General features: G+C 66.2%; 16 protein-coding genes. 3 read left to right on the top strand and 13 right to left on the bottom strand.

What is annotated here, in order from left to right; genetic code table 11:
* Nucleotides 1-136 precede the first annotated feature (136 nt).
* The 4 genes from LuPra_RS30880 to LuPra_RS30865 are packed head-to-tail and all read right to left on the bottom strand — an operon-like array spanning nt 137 to nt 4,226.
* Nucleotides 137-373: a hypothetical protein gene (locus tag LuPra_RS30880; protein ID WP_157899894.1), complete on the bottom strand. Its 237-nt coding sequence runs from the start codon at nt 371-373 to the stop codon at nt 137-139.
* A 10-nt stretch (nt 374-383) separates the two neighbouring features.
* Nucleotides 384-1,364, bottom strand: coding sequence for an FAD binding domain-containing protein (locus LuPra_RS30875; RefSeq protein WP_110174341.1), 981 nt, complete (start codon nt 1,362-1,364; stop codon nt 384-386).
* The gene (locus tag LuPra_RS30870) at nt 1,361-3,577 is read right to left on the bottom strand and encodes a xanthine dehydrogenase family protein molybdopterin-binding subunit (RefSeq protein WP_110174340.1); all 2,217 of its coding nucleotides are present in this window, start codon (nt 3,575-3,577) and stop codon (nt 1,361-1,363) included. The genes LuPra_RS30875 and LuPra_RS30870 overlap by 4 nt, the downstream gene beginning before the upstream one ends.
* Entirely contained in the window at nt 3,570-4,226 is a 657-nt protein-coding gene (locus tag LuPra_RS30865) for a (2Fe-2S)-binding protein (protein ID WP_110174339.1), read from the bottom strand. The genes LuPra_RS30870 and LuPra_RS30865 overlap by 8 nt, the downstream gene beginning before the upstream one ends.
* Nucleotides 4,227-4,659: 433 nt before the next feature.
* Here LuPra_RS30865 and LuPra_RS30860 point away from each other — a divergent pair, with 433 nt between their 5' ends.
* Both LuPra_RS30860 and LuPra_RS30855 read left to right on the top strand, forming a co-directional pair.
* The gene (locus LuPra_RS30860) at nt 4,660-6,027 is read left to right on the top strand and encodes a TrkH family potassium uptake protein (RefSeq protein WP_157899893.1); all 1,368 of its coding nucleotides are present in this window, start codon (nt 4,660-4,662) and stop codon (nt 6,025-6,027) included.
* Nucleotides 6,028-6,141: 114 nt separating this feature from the next.
* Entirely contained in the window at nt 6,142-6,810 is a 669-nt protein-coding gene (locus LuPra_RS30855; RefSeq protein WP_110174337.1) for a potassium channel family protein, read from the top strand.
* 223 nt (nt 6,811-7,033) lie between these two features.
* Here the strand turns inward: LuPra_RS30855 and LuPra_RS30850 are convergent, their stop codons facing one another.
* The 5 genes from LuPra_RS30850 to LuPra_RS30830 all read right to left on the bottom strand — a co-directional run bounded on the left by LuPra_RS30850 (nt 7,034) and on the right by LuPra_RS30830 (nt 11,653).
* Nucleotides 7,034-7,750 (bottom strand): cistern family PEP-CTERM protein, encoded by a 717-nt coding sequence (locus LuPra_RS30850; RefSeq protein ID WP_157899892.1) that lies wholly within the window; start codon nt 7,748-7,750, stop codon nt 7,034-7,036.
* A gap of 193 nt (nt 7,751-7,943) precedes the next feature.
* The gene (locus tag LuPra_RS30845; RefSeq protein ID WP_110174335.1) at nt 7,944-8,642 is read right to left on the bottom strand and encodes a cistern family PEP-CTERM protein; all 699 of its coding nucleotides are present in this window, start codon (nt 8,640-8,642) and stop codon (nt 7,944-7,946) included.
* Between the two features lie 223 nt (nt 8,643-8,865).
* A complete protein-coding gene (locus LuPra_RS30840; protein ID WP_234800633.1) occupies nt 8,866-9,690 on the bottom strand; it encodes a discoidin domain-containing protein in 825 nt (274 codons plus the stop codon).
* A 178-nt stretch (nt 9,691-9,868) separates the two neighbouring features.
* Nucleotides 9,869-10,528 (bottom strand): PEP-CTERM sorting domain-containing protein, encoded by a 660-nt coding sequence (locus LuPra_RS30835; RefSeq protein WP_110174333.1) that lies wholly within the window; start codon nt 10,526-10,528, stop codon nt 9,869-9,871.
* A gap of 471 nt (nt 10,529-10,999) precedes the next feature.
* The gene (locus tag LuPra_RS30830; protein ID WP_110174332.1) at nt 11,000-11,653 is read right to left on the bottom strand and encodes a PEP-CTERM sorting domain-containing protein; all 654 of its coding nucleotides are present in this window, start codon (nt 11,651-11,653) and stop codon (nt 11,000-11,002) included.
* A 265-nt stretch (nt 11,654-11,918) separates the two neighbouring features.
* Here LuPra_RS30830 and LuPra_RS30825 point away from each other — a divergent pair, with 265 nt between their 5' ends.
* Nucleotides 11,919-13,220, top strand: a complete 1,302-nt coding sequence (locus LuPra_RS30825; protein WP_234800632.1) for an aminotransferase class V-fold PLP-dependent enzyme — start codon at nt 11,919-11,921, stop codon at nt 13,218-13,220.
* Between the two features lie 136 nt (nt 13,221-13,356).
* Here the strand turns inward: LuPra_RS30825 and LuPra_RS30820 are convergent, their stop codons facing one another.
* The 4 genes from LuPra_RS30820 to LuPra_RS30805 all read right to left on the bottom strand — a co-directional run bounded on the left by LuPra_RS30820 (nt 13,357) and on the right by LuPra_RS30805 (nt 17,855).
* The gene (locus LuPra_RS30820) at nt 13,357-14,055 is read right to left on the bottom strand and encodes a response regulator transcription factor (RefSeq protein ID WP_110174331.1); all 699 of its coding nucleotides are present in this window, start codon (nt 14,053-14,055) and stop codon (nt 13,357-13,359) included.
* Nucleotides 14,052-16,010 carry a sensor histidine kinase gene (locus LuPra_RS30815; RefSeq protein ID WP_110174330.1) on the bottom strand — a complete coding sequence of 653 codons (1,959 nt, stop codon included), beginning with the start codon at nt 16,008-16,010 and terminating at the stop codon, nt 14,052-14,054. The genes LuPra_RS30820 and LuPra_RS30815 overlap by 4 nt, the downstream gene beginning before the upstream one ends.
* A 194-nt stretch (nt 16,011-16,204) precedes the next feature.
* Nucleotides 16,205-16,873 (bottom strand): OmpA family protein, encoded by a 669-nt coding sequence (locus tag LuPra_RS30810; RefSeq protein ID WP_110174329.1) that lies wholly within the window; start codon nt 16,871-16,873, stop codon nt 16,205-16,207.
* A 34-nt stretch (nt 16,874-16,907) separates the two neighbouring features.
* Nucleotides 16,908-17,855, bottom strand: a complete 948-nt coding sequence (locus LuPra_RS30805; RefSeq protein WP_110174328.1) for a VWA domain-containing protein — start codon at nt 17,853-17,855, stop codon at nt 16,908-16,910.
* Nucleotides 17,856-17,895: the final 40 nt, after the last annotated feature.

Below are 17,895 nucleotides of genomic sequence, written 5' to 3'. Positions count from 1 at the left end.
GAGGCGTAGTGGGTAGGGACGCCTCTCCGAGGCGTCCATCTGGGTTCCCGACGGCTGGCGATGGACCGCTCGGAGAGCGGTCCCTACCAGATCAACGACGACCAAATCAACGACAACCAAATCAACGACAACCAAATCAGTGACAACAACCGCGGCCGTTGCCCGAGACGCAGCAGGACGCGTTCGCGGGACTGCCGTCGGGTCCCATCGCCTTCTGCGTCTGCGTGCACCAGTACGCAGTGGCGTCCCAGTTCCCGGCGTGTTTCTGCTCGCCGGGATCGGGCGTGGTGAGGACGTACATGCCCTTGTGACGCAGGTGCGCGCAGTGCACATCCGGCGACACCAGGCGGGATTCAGGAACGGGATGAGCCACGGTTCACCTCTCAGGCCGTGACGCCGGCCGCGTGCAGGAGCGCGCGCTTGACCGCGGTCTTCGCCACCTGCACCTTGTACGCGTTCTGGGTCATGGGGGTGGCCGCCGCGAGGGCCGCATCGGCCGCCTTGGCCGCTGTCGCCTCGTTGAGCGTCTGTCCCTTCAGCACGGCTTCCGCTTCGGGCGACCGCCACGGAATCGGCGCCACTGCCCCGAGCACCACGCGAGCATCGCTCACCGTCGTTCCCTGCAGTTGCAGCGCCACCGACGCGAACGCAATCGGCCAGTCGTGCGAGCTACGGAAGCGCACCTCGTACGTGGCGCTCTTGATGGCCTTGGCCGCCGGCAGGATCACGTGGGTGAGGAGTTCATCGGGACGCAGCGACGTCTCGCCAAAGAGATTACGTTCCGGCAGCTCGAAGAATTCCTCGGCCAGCACCTCCTTCTCGCCGCGTGGTCCGGCGATGCGCAGCTTGGCGCCGAAGGCCACGAGCGGCACGGCCAGGCTCGATGGATGCACGATGTGGCACGGACCGCCGCCGAGGATGGCGTGGAACTGGTTCTCGCCGTCCACCGAGTAGCACCGCGCGCCGCCCTTCTTGAGGCACGGGAAGTCCTCGTTGCGGAAGTACCAGCACCGCGGCCGCTGCATCAGGTTGCCGCCGACGGTCCCGAGGTTCCGGATCTGCGGCGTGCCCACTTCGGCGGCAGCCTGCATCAGCGCGCCGTACTGCGACGTGACCGCGCCGTGGGCCTGCAGGTCGACGAGCCGCACCGCTGCACCGATGCGCAGCCCGCCGTCCGGTGTCGCCGCGATGGTGGCGTCGAGCCCCTTGACGTTCACCAGTCGATCCGGCGTCGCGATGCGGTCCTTGAGCAACGAAACCAGGTCCATGCCCCCGGCCAGCGGCATCACCTTGCCGCGCTCGCGCCCGAGGGCCGCCAGCGCCTGCTGCTCGTTGGCAGCCTTGACGTATGCAAACGGCTTCACAGCGTGCCTCCCGCGCGTTCACCCAGGGCGGTGATGACCTTCTGCGGTGTCAGCGGGATGCTGCGCACCCGCACGCCGATGGCGTTGGCCACGGCATTCGCGATGGCGGCGGCCGTCGAGATCGTCGGCGGTTCGCCGATGCCGATGACCCCGCGTTCCGGCTGGTTCATGAGCATGATGTCGATCTTCGGGATGTCGCTCATCCCCGGCACCATGTACCACTCCATGTTCGGGTTGACCTGCGCCGCGGTGTTGCGGTCGAGGATGCGATCCTCGTACAGCGCGTAGCCGACGCCCATGATCATGCCGCCGATGCACTGGCTCTCGGCGGTGAGCTGGTTGACGATCAGGCCGCAGTCCTGGACGCACAGGATGCGGTCCACCTTCGCGACGCCCGTCTCGACGTCGACCGAGACTTCGGCAAACTGCACGCCGCTCGAGCCGCTCGCGGAGAGTCCGGCCTCCCAGGCGGCGTTGACCGACACCGGCGTCGTCTGCAGCCGTTTGCAGGCATCGGCCCATGACAGCCCCTTGGACGGGGCGTCCCTGGCGTGGACGCGACCATTGCTGGCCGTGACCTGCGCCGCCGGCACCCCGATCGCCGGCGCTACACGCGTGGCCAGTTCCTGCAGGGCCTTGCTGACCGTCACCCGGATCGCCGGCGACACCGCCGGCGCGGTCGTCGAGCCGCCGCTGCCGCCGCTGAACGGGTAGTTGCTGTCGCCGATCTCGACCTTGATGTCCTTCACCTGAAGGCCCAGGGTCTCTGCCGCGATGACGGCGATCAGCGTCCGTGTGCCGACACCGAGGTCCTGCGTGCCGCAGCGCACGACGACGCCGCCATCGGGGAGAATTTCACACTGGGCCTGCGTGCCGCGACCGCCGCCGCCCCACCGGTTGGCCGCGCAGCCCATGCCGCGCTTGATCGGTCCCGGCGCAGGATCGCCGGTCGCGTGTCGCTTGTCCCAGCCGAACTTCGACGCGCCGACCTTGAAGTACTCGCGCCACATCGCGTTGGGCGCCTGCGGCGGGAGGTTCCGGATGCGGAACTCGATCGGGTCCATCTTGACGCGGTCCGCGAGCTCGTCCATCAACATCTCGGTGATGAAACAGCCCTGCGGATGACCGGGTGCGCGCATCGCCCGCTGCTGGCCCGCATTGATGTACACGTCCTTGTGGACGCGCCGGCGATTCGGGAACGTGTAGATGTACGGTAGCGGGAATCCGGACGACGCCCCGGCGCCGCCGGTGCCCCAGGTCTCGGCATCGAATGCGGTGAGCATGCCGTCGGCCGAGACGCCCGCCTTGATCTTCGCGTAGGCCGAGGGCCGGTTGCCGGCCGCCAGGTGTTCCTCCCGGCGATCGAGCATCAACTGGACCGGTGCCTTGGCCTCCTTCGCGAGGCGCGCGCACGCGATCCCCTGGACGTCGGGTCCGAACTTGCTGCCGAAGCCGCCGCCCATGTGCTCGGTGATCACGCGGACGTTGGCCTGCGGGATACCGAGGCTGGTGGCGAATCCTTCGCGGGTGCCGTGCACGGCCTGCGTGCTGACCCACGCCGTCAGCTTCTCGCCTTCCCACTCGCAGACGCAGCCGTGCGTCTCGAGCGACACGTGCGTTTGCACTTGCGTGTTGTAGGTCTGCTCGACGACGTGAGCGGCCGCAGCGAAGCCGGCCTGGAGGTTGCCCTCTTCCTCGGTCTGCGAGGCCTTCACGTTGCCGCCGTCGAACACCGGCGGCGCCTCGGGCCGCAAGGCCTGCTCGACCGACGCGAGGAATGGCAGCACTTCGTATTCGACCTTGATCGCGCGGGCGGCGTCGCGCGCCTGATCCTCGGTCGCGGCGGCCACGGCGGCCACTTCATCGCCGACGTACATCACCTTGCCACCGGGCTTGGCGATGGTCACCGCCGCCTTGACGCCCTTCATGGCCAGAGCCGGCGCGAGGTCGATCGAGGTGATGCGGGCGTGCGGATGCGGCGACCGCAGGATGCGGCCATACAGCAGGCCGGGTCGCTTGACGTCGTACGAGTACTTTGCGCGCCCCGAGACCTTGAGCGGGCCGTCGATCCGGTTGACCCGCGTGCTCAGGATCTTGCGTTCCTTCGGCCACGCGTACGGCGAATTCGGGTTCGCACTCGCCGGCAGGTTCACCTCGGCGACCTGGTCGCCGGCGATCGGACTGTCGATGGGCACCATCGGTTCGTCAGCCACGGGTGCCTCCCTTCACCGCCAACGCGGCTTCGAGCAGACGCACATAGGTGCCGCAGCGGCAGATGTTGCCGTCGAGCGCCTTGCGCGCCTGCGCGGGTGTCGGATTGGGCGTCTCCTCGAGCAGCGCCACGGTGGACATCACGAAGCCCGGCGTGCAGAAGCCGCACATCGTGCCGTCCTTCTCGAAGATCGCCTGCTGCACCGGGTGCAGGACGGTGCCCTGGGTGAGCCCCTCGATCGTCCTGATGTCGGCGCCCTCGGCGTCCACCGCGAGTACCGAGCAGGCATACGCGGTGCGCTTGTCGAGGATCACCGTGCAGGCGCCGCAGGAACCGCGATCGCACACCCGCTTGGCACCCGTGAGGTCGAGTTGCTGCCGCATCGCGTCGAGCAGCGTCGTTCGCGGCTCGACGGTCACGGTGCGCTTCTGGCCGTTGATGGTCAGGGTCAGCGGCGCCGCGTCCGGGCCGATGACGGCAGCCGTCTGCGCGTCGGCGGTGTCGGGCGCGATGGCGGCGGCCACGACGGGGGCGACGCCAACCGACTTGAGAAAGGTGCGTCTGGAGAAGTTCGGGCCGGACGCCGACGCCTCCGCGGTGGCGGAGAGAGAGCCCTCGCCGGCCGGGCGTGAACGCGTGTGTTCGGACACGAGTACCTCGCTGTTGAGTGAACTGGAACGTGCTGTCGAAGGCCTAGACTACCACCACGGAATTCAGAATTCAGAATTCAGAATTGAGCGCGCGTCCGGCCAACGCCTGGCTCCCGCGGCGGCACTCGGGATCCCACACACGCCCGACCCGGACCCATCAGTACAGAGGAATTCAGAATTCAGAATTCAGAATGCAGCGCGGGTCGGAGCACCGTACGCGCTCCGCGGGGGCGTCCTTCCCCGCTGCAGAACTCAAATTGTCTGCAGACCCGGCACCGGACGCGTTCCGTGGGAGGCGCAACAGCTTCCGAACTCAGAATGCAGGGCTACTTGGGCTCAGTTGAGCCTTTACCCACCGCCTGGTACTTCCGCGGAGCGCGTACGGTGCCCGGACCCGCCCTCAATTCTGAATTTTGAACTCATAATTCACTGCGTGCCCCCCGAGGCGAAGTCGACACGGCCCCGGGCGCTGACGCCGCCGCAGTTGCTGATCCTCAGCTTCCTCGGTCTTGTCGTCACGGGCACGCTGCTGTTGTCTCTGCCATGGGCGGGATCGACCGGTACCCGCATCGCCTGGTACGACGCGCTGTTCACTGCGACGTCGGCAGTCTGCGTGACCGGCCTCATTGTCGTCGACACGTCGCTCGACCTCTCGCTCTTCGGTCAGGTGGTCGTGCTGCTCCTGATCCAGGCCGGCGGTCTCGGCTACATGACCTTCTCGACCCTCGTCGGCGTCGCGCTCGGCCGCCGCATCACGCTGCAGGAGCGACAGACGCTCGTCGAAGGGCTGAACGCATTCAGTCCGGAGGAAGTGGTGAGGTTCGCCCTCGGCGTGTTCCGTGTGACGGTGATCTTCGAGGTCGTGGGTGCGACGGTGCTGGGCGCATGGTGGGCGGGCACGCATGGGCTGGCGCGCGGCGCCTGGCTCGGCGTCTTTCATGCCGTGTCGGCGTTCAACAACGCCGGGTTCTCGCTCTTCTCGGACAACCTGGTCGGCGCCACGAACCAGCCGCTCGTCCTGATCACGGTGTCCGTCCTGGTCATCCTGGGCGGCCTCGGTTTCTTCACCATCCTCGAGCTGGGCTCGATTCGGCGTCGGGCGCTGCGACTCTCCCTGCACTCGCAGTTGGTCATCGTCGCGACCGGCATTTTGCTCGTCGGCGGGACGATCGCCATCTACTTTCTGGAACGCCGGAACCCGGCCACGCTTGGCGCCCTGCCAATGGGGCAGGCCTGGGTGGCGGCGTGGTTCCAGTCGGTCGTCACGCGCACGGCTGGCTTCAACTCCATCGCGATCGGCGCCTGCCGGCCAAGCGCGCTGTTTGTGATGATCATCCTGATGTTCATCGGTGCGGCGCCAGGCAGTACCGGTGGTGGCGTCAAGGTGAGCACGGTGGGTGTGATCCTGGCGGCGCTATGGGCCACGGCGCGCGGCGAGTCGGACGTCGTCATCTTCAGGCGGCGCATCCCGCCCGAGCAGATCGCCAGGGCCTTCCTGATCTGCCTGGTCGCCTTCCTGGCAGTCAACGCACTCGCGGCCGTGCTGCTTGCGCGCGAGGGCCGGCAACTCCTGCCAACGCTGTTCGAGGTGGTGTCGGCGTTCGGCACGGTCGGCATGTCGACGGGCGAAGGCGCGAGTCCCCTGAGCTTGAGCGGGCACTTCAGCGTGTCGGGACGGCTCCTGATCAGCGCGATGATGTTTGCCGGCCGCATCGGCCCGCTGACGCTGCTGATGGCCGTCGCGCGGCGCGGCGAATCCTCTCGTCTGCGGTACCCGGAAGGAAAGGTGTTGATTGGATAGTTGAAATTGCAGAATTTCACATTTCACAATTTCAGCGCCTCCGCCAACCGTCGTCGCGCCGAAGTGGCATGAACTTCTGCAATTCTGCAATTCTGGAATTACCGTGATCCGCCCATGTCCAAACGTCTCTATGCAGTGATCGGTCTCGGCCGGTTCGGCTCGGCAGTGGCCTCAACGCTCGTGTCACTGGGGCAGGACGTGATCGGCCTCGACGACAACGAGGACCGCGTCCGCGAGATCGGCGAGCTGACCACCCACGCGCTGCAGATCGACGCCACCGACATCCGGGCGCTGCGTCAGGCGGGCGTGAACGCGGCGGATGTGGCCGTGATCTCGATCGGGGAAAACATCGAGGCGAGCCTGCTGGTGGTGATGCAGGTGAAGGATCTCGGCGTGCCGCACATCATCGCCAAGGCCGTGACGCCCTTGCATGGCCGGATCCTGGAGAAACTCGGCGTCACCCGGGTCATCTTCCCCGAGCGCGAGATGGCCGAGCGCACCGCTCGGAGCCTGGTCATCCCCAATGCGCTGGACTACATCACGCTCTCGTCGGACTTCTCGATCGTGGAGGTGACGGTGCCCACGAAATTCGTGGGGCAGACACTGCGCAGCATCGAGCTGCGCGCCAGGTACGGCCTCACGCTCGTGGCCATCAAACGGCAGGTCGCCGGCAAGGAGGAAACGCTGGTCTCCCCGCCGGCCGATCAAGTCCTGCTCGAGGGCGACATCGTCGCGTTGCTCGGAAAAAACGAGATGCTGGCGCGGATCGAGACGATTCGTTAGGGGGCGCAAACACGAGTCGGGCACCGGGCGCACCGGGCACCGGGCCCCGAATCCACCTTCGCCGAGGCTCCGATCGACAGGTCAAGTCGCCGTACGTCGACCCACGGCCAGGAATCGGCAATCAGGCGCCGAGGTCCCGAAGTGCACTCGACATTCCAGCATTCCCGGCATTCCAGCATTTCCGGCAATTCCGCCAAGGGCCGGCTGCCGGCCCTCGTCGGCGCTACCGCTGTCGTCGACGACGCAGGTACGACGCGCCGAGGAGCCCGGCCCCGAACAAGGCCAGGACCGTCGGCTCCGGAACGGTTTGCCCCGATTCGTCGTCGCAGTCGGCATCCACGCAGGTTGCGATGCCGACACCGGCCAGGCCCTGCGCAGCCGGGGTGCTGACGCCCTGGTAGCGGACGAAGAAGTCCGTGAGCGCAACCGACGCCGGCAGCGCGACGAATTTCAGCGTCAGCGTTGCCAGTCCCGATTGTCCTTCGGCGATGCCGCCCTGCCCGGATTCACACCCCGAGCTGCTGCCGTTCTTCAAGCAGACATCGGTGGGCCCGCCAAGCGCGGAGGCGAGGCCGTGCGCGTGCACCGTATCGTCGAGGACGACCTTCGAGAACGCGCCGCTCACCGACGTTCCGGGGATGGCGTCGCCGTCGACGTTGAAGCCGAGCGCCGTGATGCGCGAGTGGTAGTCAGGCGCGGTGCTCGAGGTGTTGGCGATGTCGACGCTGAACACGATCGACGTGCCTTCCCACTGTGTGACCGTGAACCTGGCCTGCGCCGACAGGAACGGATCGGCGCCGACGGTGATGTTGCCGGTGCTGCCGTTCAGGCCGACCGTGAAAGAATCGCCCACCGCGTACATGATCGGCGCGCCGGTGGCGGATGCGGCGCACATCAGGACAATGGGGACGACGAGGGACAGCTGTCTCGGCAGATGCATGCACGGCTCCTGGCTGGCCGCCGAACGCGCACCGCGCCCGGCTCGACGCCTGTCAGGCAATCGGCCGGCACGCTGTGGGATTGAATGCCCGGTTGACGGCCGGTTCCATTCCCAAAAGCGAAAGGCCCCAGACGAGCGCTGAGCGCGTCGTCCGGAGCCTCGCAGGCTGGGGAGCCGACCGTAGAACGGCGACTTACCGCTTGCGGCGAGCCGCCACCCCGGCGCCGAGCATGCCGATACCGAGGAGCGCCATGGACGTCGGCTCGGGCACATCGGAGTCGCTGCCGCAATCGGCTTCGTCGTCGACGCAGCCGCGGCCGACGCCCGAACCGGAGCCGCTCTGGCCCTGCGGGTACACGATCGCCTGGTAGCGGACCGCGAAGTTGCTGAAGCTCACGCCCGGCACGATCGACGAGCCGAAGTTCAGCGTCAGGTAGAAGTCGCCGGAGGTGCCCTGCGCCACACCACCGTTGCTGGCGTGGCAATTGTTAGGCTGGCCGTTCTTCACGCAGACATCGAAGTTATCGTTGATGCCGTGCGGCTGGAAGTCGCCACCGATCACGTCGGTCGTGAAGATGCCGGTGACGTCGGCGCCGATTGCTGCCGGATCGAGGTCGAACCCCATGCCGGTCACGCGCGAAACATAGGGTGACTGCGTCGTGTTGGTGACGGTGACCTTCAGCGTGAGCGAGTTGGCCCCGTAGGCCTGTACGAGGAACAGCGCGCTCGACGTCAGCCACGGATCCACGCTGGTGTTGATGTTGTCGTCGCTGCCGTTGAAATTGACGGTGAAGGTGTCGCCGACCCCGTCAACGATGACGGCGGCGTTGGCCGAGACGGGCGAGAGCGCCCAGAGGGCCGAGAGCGAGAGAATGGAAAACGTCTTACGCATTGTGAGAACAGTCCCTGGCCCAATCGGACCCGCATGAAGGGCATCGTCTGGGGTCGATGCCGAGTTGCCCTTGTCAATGGCAACCCTCGTGCCACAGCTCAACGAGTGCTGTTTGGCGCGGATTGTTTTGAATGCGCCGACATTCGGGGTGGGAGGCGCGGTTGAAGTCGCTGGCCCTGGGACCTTTTGCGGTCGGCAGCGGGTAGAACTTGCGAGACCGAGGTCAGGGCACGTCCACGCGCATGTACGCAGGTGCAGGGTCGGTCAGCACGGTGACCTCGTCGGATTGGAGCGACTGAACCCCTGCAATGTTGAATGCCCGGATGGCGAAGTAGTAGCGTGAGCCCCACGCCAGGCTTGTCACTTCGTGCGTGGTCGCTGTCGCGTCCAGCGTCCACGACTGCGTGTAGACGCCCGGCGACGGGCCCCAGACCAGAACGTACCCGGCGAGGTCGGCTTCTGGATTCGGATCCCATGCCAGCCGCACGCTTGGCGATGCGGCAGGGGTGGCCGGCGGTGGAGGCGCTGGCGCGGTGCCGCCCGGCTCGTACGCCTCGATTTCCACGATGCGGCTGTACCCGGCGAGGGCGCCCGTCACCAGGACACCGATGCTCGTGGTGGTCAGCGGTCTGAAGTTCACCTCACGCAGCACCTGGCGATTGCCCGCGATTGCGCCGCCAGGAACCTCCTGCCACTGCGCGCCGTCCCAGTACTGCAGCGAGAAGTCAGAGAGCCCGAACAGGGCGAACGTCAGGCCGGCGCCGGGGTCCACAGGGTTGGCGTAGTCGTCCTGCACGGTCGTTACGATGATCCTGTCGATCGTCCTCGCCCCCGCGAAGTCGACCCGCAGCCAGTCTGGGAACTGGTCGACGGTGTCGTCGGCCCAGACGCCACCATTCTCCCAGTTGGTGCCCGTCCGATCGCCATCAATCGCGCCGGCGGGCGGGTAGAAACGGCCGCCGCTGTACACGCTGGAAGCCGACGCCCTTGCCCCTGCTCTGGCCAGGGCGACGTTTTGACCACTGGCCGGCAGCGGCATGGCTGCCATCAGGAGCAGCGTGAACAAGAGCGAACAATTGACCAAGGACCGTGTACGCCTCTCCTCCAGCATGTCGTCTTCGTGCCCCGGGTAGCAACCGCGTGAATCGTGACGCCGAGAAACAGAAACGCCGGCTCTCTGGAAGGAGAGCCGGCGCTGGTACCCTCGCCCCGAGGCGAGAGAACGCTTACTGTTTGCGGCGGCGGGCCAAGCCCGCACTGAACAGGCCGAGGCCGAGGAGAGCCATCACGGTAGGCTCGGGCACGTCGGGAGTGTCTGGGATGTTGTCGCAGTTGGCGTCCGGAGCGACGCAGGCCGTGATCTTGGCACTGCCGCCGCCCGGAGCGATCGCCTGAATGTGCGCGAAGCCCAGGTTGGTGAACAGGTTGGCTAAGATGTTGATGTTGGCCGTTGCCGAGTCGAGGTTGAACTGTACGGCCTCACCAGCCTCGAATCGGCCGCCGCCCTGATTACTGTTCTGATAGTCGAAACCGACGTTCAGCGCCTGACCACTGTTGTCGTTCTGAGTCGGGGCAAAGCTGAGACTCGGCTGCGCCACCGTTCCGGTCAACGCACTGAACGCTGCGATGATCGTGTTGGCCGGCAAGCCGCCCGTGTAGAACAGGCCCAGCTCGTCGATGAAGCCGTTCGTATTGTTGGTAATGACCAGACGCGTCTGGTCGGCGGACCACTGGGTCAAATCCACCCTCACCGAGCCCGTGAGAGTGCCGCAAGCGCCAGTGTAGCAATCGCCAATGTAAATTGTTGCCGCGTTCGCGGTGGTGGCCAGGCCACCGATCGACAATGCCAGCGCTAAGGCGCCGGCGGTGAAGTTAGCGTTCTTCATAAAGTCTATGTCCTCCCGTAACGCGTCCGACGGACCCAAGAGCGGTTCTGTCAGGCCTCCCCCGAGGCACGGACGCACTGCCTGATAATCTAAGCACGCCACATGCCATAAGATAGCTGGACGCAAGTGCTTTGTTTGCAGTCGTTTTGTTTTGTCGGCAGCAGGTGGCCTGCTGAAAAGTCACTCGCCTTGGCGACTTAAGCCGGCTTTGCAATGGAAAGTTGTGCGGTGGTACGCTCGGGCTTCCCCCCCGCAGGAGTCGCCGATGACCTCTCGACGGCAGTGGAGGCGGTGGCACGGTGGCGCCCGGCTCGACGGTATTGTCACCCCAGCCGCCGCCGTTCTCCCAACTGGGCCCATTCGATCTCCATCAGTCGGATAGCAATCGGGTGAATCGTGACGCCGCGAAACTACAACGCCGGCGCCCACAGGGCGCCGGCGTTGCGTGATTCGAGGAGAGGCTGGGGGCAGCTACTTGCGGCGGCGAGCGATGCCCGCGCCGAGCAACCCAAGACCCAGGAGCAACATCGACGTCGGCTCCGGGACATCGCCCGGGTCGCAGTCCGTGGTGCACACCGTGGGTCCCAAGCGAACCTGCTGCACATCGGAGACCACGTCCAGTCCACTTGAGACGAAGAAGCTCATCGACGAGAATCCCTCCCCTGCGCTGCCGGTGATGGTGAAGAAATTCGCACCATTGCCGAGCGCGAAGGTCGTGGGCAGCGTCGACCCACCGGGAACGCCCACGAAGTAGACTGACCCACTCAGCCCGTTGATGACGTCGATATTGAGGACGATCTTGTCAAACGTCGCAGGTGCGACTGTGCCAATTGTCAGTTGGCTGAACCCGCCATCGCTGCCGACCACCCTCGCCTGACCGCCCGCGTCAAAGAAGATGTTCTCGTCGCTGGTGAAATTCACCAGGAAACTGTGATCCGTATTCAAGCACCCAGTGATGGTGAGGGACGGACCGTTCGCTCCCCCAGTACACGCCGCCGACACGACATTGTCGGTACCGATGTTGGAAACACCGGGCGTGACGATGAGAGCAGCTTCCGCACTCGTCGTCAGCCCGCCCGCTCCGAGCGCCAGCACCAATGCGCCTGTTCCAAAGAAGTTTTTCATGGATCCTTTTCCTCCCGTAACGCGTCTGACGGATCCGAAGCGGTTCCATCAAGCCTCCCCCCGAGGCACGGACGCGTATGCCTGGTAAGTGAAGCACGGGACATGCCATCCGGTTGCGGCACGCAAGTGTTTTATTTACAGTAGTTTGCGTTTGTAGCCAGCAAGTGGTCAGCCCAAAAGGTCATTCGTCTTGGCGACTTAAAACCGGCTTCGCAAAGGACAGTTGCGCCGTGGTACGCTCCGGCTACCCCTGCAGGAGTCGCCGATGACCTCTCGACGTGCTTTTCTTTCCCGCCTCGGATCTTCGGGATCGCTCGTAGCGGCCGCGCTCAACAGCAACGGCCTGGCGCTGATGGCCAGGGCCGCCGAACAGGTGCGTGGCCGGTCCGCTGCCGACATCGCCGCCGACGAAGATTTCTGGCGCGAAGTCCAGCTGGGCTTCACTCTTGACCGCACCGTCATCAACCTCAACAACGGCGGCGTCTGTCCCAGCCCCCGCGTCGTCCACGAGGCCTTCAAGCGGTATCTCGACCACGCCAACCAGGCGCCCGTCTTCAACATGTGGCAGGAGCAGGAACCCAACCTGGAGCGGGTGCGAGCCGGCCTGGCACAAGATGCAGGCTGCGATGTCGAAGAACTCGCAATCACCCGAAACGCAAGCGAGGCCCTCCAGATCGCGCAGCTCGGCATCGACCTGAAGGCGGGCGACGAGGTCGTCACCACAACCCAGGACTACGGGCGCATGCTCGACACGTGGGAGCAGCGTGCTCGTCGTGATGGCATCACGCTGACGAAGATCTCGTTCCCGGTGCCACCGCCCTCGATGGCGGATCTGACGCAGCGCCTCGAACGCGCGCTGGGTCCGCGAACGAAGGTCCTGCACTTCTGCCACATCACCAACCTCACCGGGCAAATCTTCCCGGTGACCGACATCTGCAGAATTGCCCGTGTTCGCGGCATCCAGACCATCGTCGACGGGGCGCACGCGTTCGGGCACTTCCCGTTCGCGATCCGTGACCTGGGCTGCGACTACTACGGCACGAGCCTGCACAAGTGGCTGCTCGCCCCGATCGGGACCGGCTTCCTCTACGTGCGACGCGAGCGGATTCCCGATCTGTGGCCGCTCACGCCCGCAGCCGGGAGCAAGGCGGGCGACATCCGCAAGTTCGAGGAGATCGGGACCCACCCGGCCGCGAACCACAACGCCATCGCCGAAGCGCGCGTCTATCACCACACGATCGGTGGCGAGCGCAAGATCGCACGGTTGCGCTACCTGCGAGATCGCTGGATGCGCCGCCTTGCCGACCACCCCAAGGCCAGGATCCTCACCAGCTTCGACCCGGCCCAGAGCGGCGCGATAGGCAACGTGTCCACGCCGGGCCTCGACCCCGCGCGCCTCGCAGCCCACCTCTACGCGCAGCACCGCATCATCGTCACGCCGATCAAGCATGCGGAGTTCGAAGGCATGCGCGTGACGCCCAACGTCTACACGACGCTGGAGGAAGTGGATACGTTCGCGACGACGATGGAGCGGATTCTCGAGAAGGGGCTGCCGGCCACTGCGTAATGACCGATGCCTGACGCCTCATGCCTGATGCCTGATGGGTCCACGCCTCATGCCCATGCGCCGCCGGCCGCTCCGGCGTTCCCTGTCGGCGTTCGGCGTTCGGCGTTCAGCGTTCGTCTGGTCCCGTTCTCCCGGACTACCCAACGAACCGGTACCCGAGGCCGTGGACGGTGAGCAGGAACTGCGGGTGCCGCGGGTTCGGTTCGATCTTCTGTCGTAGCCAGGCGACGTGCACGTCGACGGTCCGCGTCGACGGCATCGCGTTGTAGCCCCAGACTTCGTTGAGCAGCTGATCGCGCGAGATGACCTCGTTGCGGTGCTCGATCATGTATCGCAGCAACTGGTACTCGCGGGCCGAGAGTTCTATCGGATCGGCACCGCGGAACACCTCGGCGCTGCGAAAGTCCATCCGCACCTCGCCGAACTGGTATCCCTCCGCGGCGGGCGTCGTCGCGGGCGGCGTGGTGCGTCGCCGCAGGCGCGCCTCGATGCGCGCGAGCAGCTCCATCATCTCGAATGGCTTGGAGAGGTAGTCGTCGGCGCCGAGCTTCAGGCCGACGACGGTGTCGACCACCTGGCCACGCGCGGTGAGCATGATGACCGGCGTCTCGAGGCCACGTTGCCGCAGGTCGCGCAGTACGTCGAAGCCGTTCTTGCGCGGCAGCATCACGTCGAGGAGTACGAGATCGAACTCACCCGTCGCCGCCTTGTCCAGGCCACTCTGGCCGTCGGCGGCCGTGTCCACCTCATAGCCCTCGCGCCGCAGGCGATCGGACAGGGTGAGCTGCAGCCCGGGTTCGTCCTCTACGAGCAGGATGCGCGCGGAGTCGCTCACGAGGCGTGACCGCGGCGATCGAGGCGTGCATCGACGGCGGCCAATGTAGCGTCGGCGACGACGGGAGCTGTAGCTGTCGCTTCCGGCGCCGACGGAATTAGCAGCGTGAAGGTGGTGCCGCGCGAAGTGCTTTGCACCTTCACGCGTCCGCCGTGCTGACCGACGATACGGTCGACGAGGCTGAGGCCGAGCCCACTGCCATGCACGCCGCCGTCCAGCGCATGCTGGCCGCGGTAGAACGGCTCGAAGATGCGCGGGACGTCGGACTCGGGAATGCCGGTGCCGTGATCGGAAACCGCGATGCCGACCATGCGACCATCTGCCGGCGCGATGCGCACGCCAACCCAGCGGTCCATGCCGCCGTACTTGACGGCATTCGAGATCAGGTTCTGCACCGACCGGGCCAGTGCGGCGTGATTGGCGCGCACCAGGAGCGGCTCGTCGGGTGTCTCGAAGTCCACGCGCGCGTCAGTCTGCGACAGCAGTGGCTCCGACGAGTCGATGGCCGCCTGGACCACTTCCACGGCGGCGACTGGCCGGACGTCGAGCGTGCGTCCCGCGTCGAAGCCGGCAAACTCCATCACCTGCTCGACCATCTCCGTGAGCCGTCGACCCTCGTCGGCAATCAACTGGCCGTACCGCTGCACCTGGTCCTTGTCCGCGACCACCCCATCGGCCAGGTTTTCCGCCGCCGACCGGATCACCGCGAGTGGGGTACGCAGTTCATGCGACACGCCAGCGACGAATTCCATCTGCTGTGCGGCCAGGGTGCGGGCACGCGCATTCGAGATCACCAGCATGCCGATGCTCGCGCCAAGCAGCAGCAGCACGCTCGAACTCACGAACAAGTTGCGACGGCGGGTTGAGGCGACTACTGCCTCGAGCGACCCGGCCTGGTGCGCGAAGTCGGCACGCCACAGTGGCTGGCGCTCGGGACGACGAGGATCGCCATCGGTGGCGCGCTCGCGCTGTACGGTCACCATCACGTTTCCGGGGGGCAGCACGCGGGCCGCGTCCTCCACCGGCGACGGCGCGCCAGGCGCTCCGACGCCCGACGCATTCGACGAGGGCGCTGCCGTCTGGCCCGTTCGTGGCTGCTGGCCGCGACGATCGTCGACGACAACGAAGCGGTTGAACTCGCGCAGCCGAACGTCGAAGAAGTCTTCGGACGCGTCGGGGGCGGCGATGGCGCAGCGCGACGCCTCGGCGTCCGAGCAGAACACCTGCGCCTTGCTGGCGCGGTCGACGATCGACACCCGGTATGCCGCCGCGCGCGCATCGCCGAAATGCCGCTTGAGCAACTCGGGCAGGAACGTCTCGCGCATGTACGTGGTGTCCAGCACGACGATGGTGTAGTCCCAGGGCCGCTCGTCGCGCGAGAACACGATCGCGCCGCCAGCGTTGACGATGGGGACGGGCGGCCGGGGAATCACGAGGGCGGGACCCTCGCTTGCCACAGGGGGCACGAAGCTGATGGGACCGCGGTCGAACGTCGGCTCGGGCATGGTGCGCAGGCGAGCGGTAATCGGCGTCAACTCGGCTGGGAGCGCCGGGATCGACACGAGTGCCTCGCGCTCCCTGTCGTATCGCGACACCGATAGGAGACCGGCCGTGTCGCCATGAGGCGGCAACGACACCACGTAGATCTGCCGGACGAGGCCGGGGTGGGGTGCGGTCGTGAACCAGCGCTGGAAGTGGCCGACGGAGTCAAAGGCGGTGACTACCGGCGAAGGGCCGCGATCGGCCTGTAGCCAGAAGTACGCTCGCGTCAACTCGCGATCGAACTCCTGAGTGAACTGCGTGACCTGCGTGCGCAGGCTCGTCTGCATGCGGTTGCGCTCATCGGCGCTGATCTGGCCGAGCCATCGCCACTGCAGCGAGGCGAGCGCGAGCAGCAACGCGGCAAGCACACCCGCGAGCACGAGCGGGCCCCAGGACCGCAGAGCGGAAGGCATGAACCGAATCTAGCATCGCGGCGGGGCGCCGCGTGGCCAAAGCCGCCAGATTTTACGTGCTTAACACGAAAGGGCCGGCCTCCCGTGGGAAGACCGGCCCTTTCGTCATGCCTCATGCCTGATGCCTGATGCCTTAGGCCTCCGCTCTGAGCGAAGGCCCAAGGCCGACCGACGAAGGCCGATCGTGGTCCGTCCTACGACAGCAACCGGACGACGATGCGGCGGTTCTCGGCGCGGCCTTCCTTGGTCTTGTTGTCGGCGACCGGCTTGTCCTCGCCGTACGAAATCACGTTGATCTTGTGCAGCGGCACCTGGTGCGTCTCGTAGAGGTAGCGCTTGACGGCTTCGGCGCGCTTCATGCCGAGCTGCTCGTTGTATCTGGTGTCGCCCCTGCTGTCGGTGTGTCCCTCGATCTCGAAGTACACGCCCTTCGGGTCCGCCTGCAGGTCGGTAATCACCTTGTCCAGCGCGGCCTTGGCGTCATCGGGCAGCTCGGTCTTGTTGAACTTGAAGCCACCCTTGGCCTCGTTCAGCACGACCTCGTAGACGAGGCGGCGGCCGTTCTTGTCGATGGCATCGGCCTTCGACCCGGCCGAATCGGCGGCGGAACGGGCCGCTCCGGCTGCCTCACCGGCGGCGGCGGCGCGAGCGTCGGCGGCGCGAGCGGCGTCACCGGCGGCGCCGGCCTTCTGGTCCACCTCGTTGATGCGCTGCTGGTTCTTCTCGACATCGCCAGACAGGGTCGTGACCTTGCCGTCGACGTCTCCAACCTTCGTGTTGACGTACTTCTTGGTGGCGCAGGCGGTACTGCCGGTGATGGCAAGTGCGCTCACGGTCAGTGCGATCAGGGCTCGGTGCATCATGGTCGTTCTCCTCGGTATGTAAACGCTGGCTGTCCTAGTTGTTGCCGTTGACTGACGGCTGGGCGAAGTATCCGGAACGCGCGCGCACCTGCAGGTCCGGGTTGCGGGTACGCACAGCGACCTGGTGCCACCCCGCCCGAGTGGACGACTCGAACGCCAGCTGGTACTGGTGCCGGAGGTCCACCACGAGCCGGCGAGCGATCAGGCTCGTCTCGGCGGGTGTCGACGCGATCAACATGTCCCCGCCCGTCCAGTAGGCGAGGTTGGCGAGCCGCGTCGTGATGGGCTCACCGTCCGTGCGCAGCGGCTCCCCGCCGCGCTGCGGATTGTTGCCGGGCGTCATCACCACCACGACGTACACCGGGACGTCGATGGCGCTGGCGATGCCGGACACGGCCTCGACCGTCTTGGTGCTGACGGTGTCGAGTCCGTCGGTCACCACGATGACCGCGCGCCGCGGCGATGGCCGCGACTCGAGACGCGAGGCGGTTTCGCCGATCGCGTCGTACAGCGCCGTGGTGCCGTACGCGGACAGTCTGGGCAACGCGTCCAGCACCATGCTTGCGTTGCTCGTGAAGGGCTGCACTTCCTGCAGGTGCTGGTCGAACGCAAACAGGGCGACTTCGTCCTTGCCTGCGTCGAACCAGGCGAGGAGATGTCGAATCACCTCGCGCGCTGCGTCCAGGTTGTTGGACAGGTTCATGCTGCCGCTCTGGTCGACCAGGACACCGAAGGTCACCGGACCCTCGTCCGAGAAGCCGAAGTCGACGATGGGCCGGGCCGCACCGTTCTCGAAAATCTGGAAGTCGTCGCGTTTGAGGTTGCGCACCGGGCGGCCACGGCGGTCCTTGACGACCGCGTTGACCGAAACCAGACTCACGCTGCTGCGGAACGTCGGCACGCGTTGCTGCGCCAACACTGGTGACGTCACCAGTGTTGCGGCCAGCAGGCCGACGATTCCGTTCAGCCACGTCTGCTTCATGACAGCCCTCTCTACTTCAAGATGTTTGCCAGCCCCACGG

The sequence above is a fragment of the Luteitalea pratensis genome, from assembly GCF_001618865.1.
GTDB classification, from domain to species: domain Bacteria; phylum Acidobacteriota; class Vicinamibacteria; order Vicinamibacterales; family Vicinamibacteraceae; genus Luteitalea; species Luteitalea pratensis.
Note: the sequence above shows the minus strand (reverse complement) of the source record. Positions and strands in the feature narration are given on the sequence as shown.

Bases quoted from the DNA above. Each gene is read 5' to 3' on its own strand.
- LuPra_RS30855 (WP_110174337.1), top strand. From the start codon at position 6,142: ATGTCCAAACGTCTCTATGCAGTGATCGGTCTCGGCCGGTTCGGCTCG.
- LuPra_RS30850 (WP_157899892.1), bottom strand. From the start codon at position 7,750: ATGCATCTGCCGAGACAGCTGTCCCTCGTCGTCCCCATTGTCCTGATG.
- LuPra_RS30845 (WP_110174335.1), bottom strand. From the start codon at position 8,642: ATGCGTAAGACGTTTTCCATTCTCTCGCTCTCGGCCCTCTGGGCGCTC.
- LuPra_RS30840 (WP_234800633.1), bottom strand. From the start codon at position 9,690: ATGGCAGCCATGCCGCTGCCGGCCAGTGGTCAAAACGTCGCCCTGGCC.
- LuPra_RS30835 (WP_110174333.1), bottom strand. From the start codon at position 10,528: ATGAAGAACGCTAACTTCACCGCCGGCGCCTTAGCGCTGGCATTGTCG.
- LuPra_RS30830 (WP_110174332.1), bottom strand. From the start codon at position 11,653: ATGAAAAACTTCTTTGGAACAGGCGCATTGGTGCTGGCGCTCGGAGCG.
- LuPra_RS30825 (WP_234800632.1), top strand. From the start codon at position 11,919: ATGACCTCTCGACGTGCTTTTCTTTCCCGCCTCGGATCTTCGGGATCG.
- LuPra_RS30815 (WP_110174330.1), bottom strand. From the start codon at position 16,010: ATGCCTTCCGCTCTGCGGTCCTGGGGCCCGCTCGTGCTCGCGGGTGTG.
- LuPra_RS30810 (WP_110174329.1), bottom strand. From the start codon at position 16,873: ATGATGCACCGAGCCCTGATCGCACTGACCGTGAGCGCACTTGCCATC.
- LuPra_RS30805 (WP_110174328.1), bottom strand. From the start codon at position 17,855: ATGAAGCAGACGTGGCTGAACGGAATCGTCGGCCTGCTGGCCGCAACA.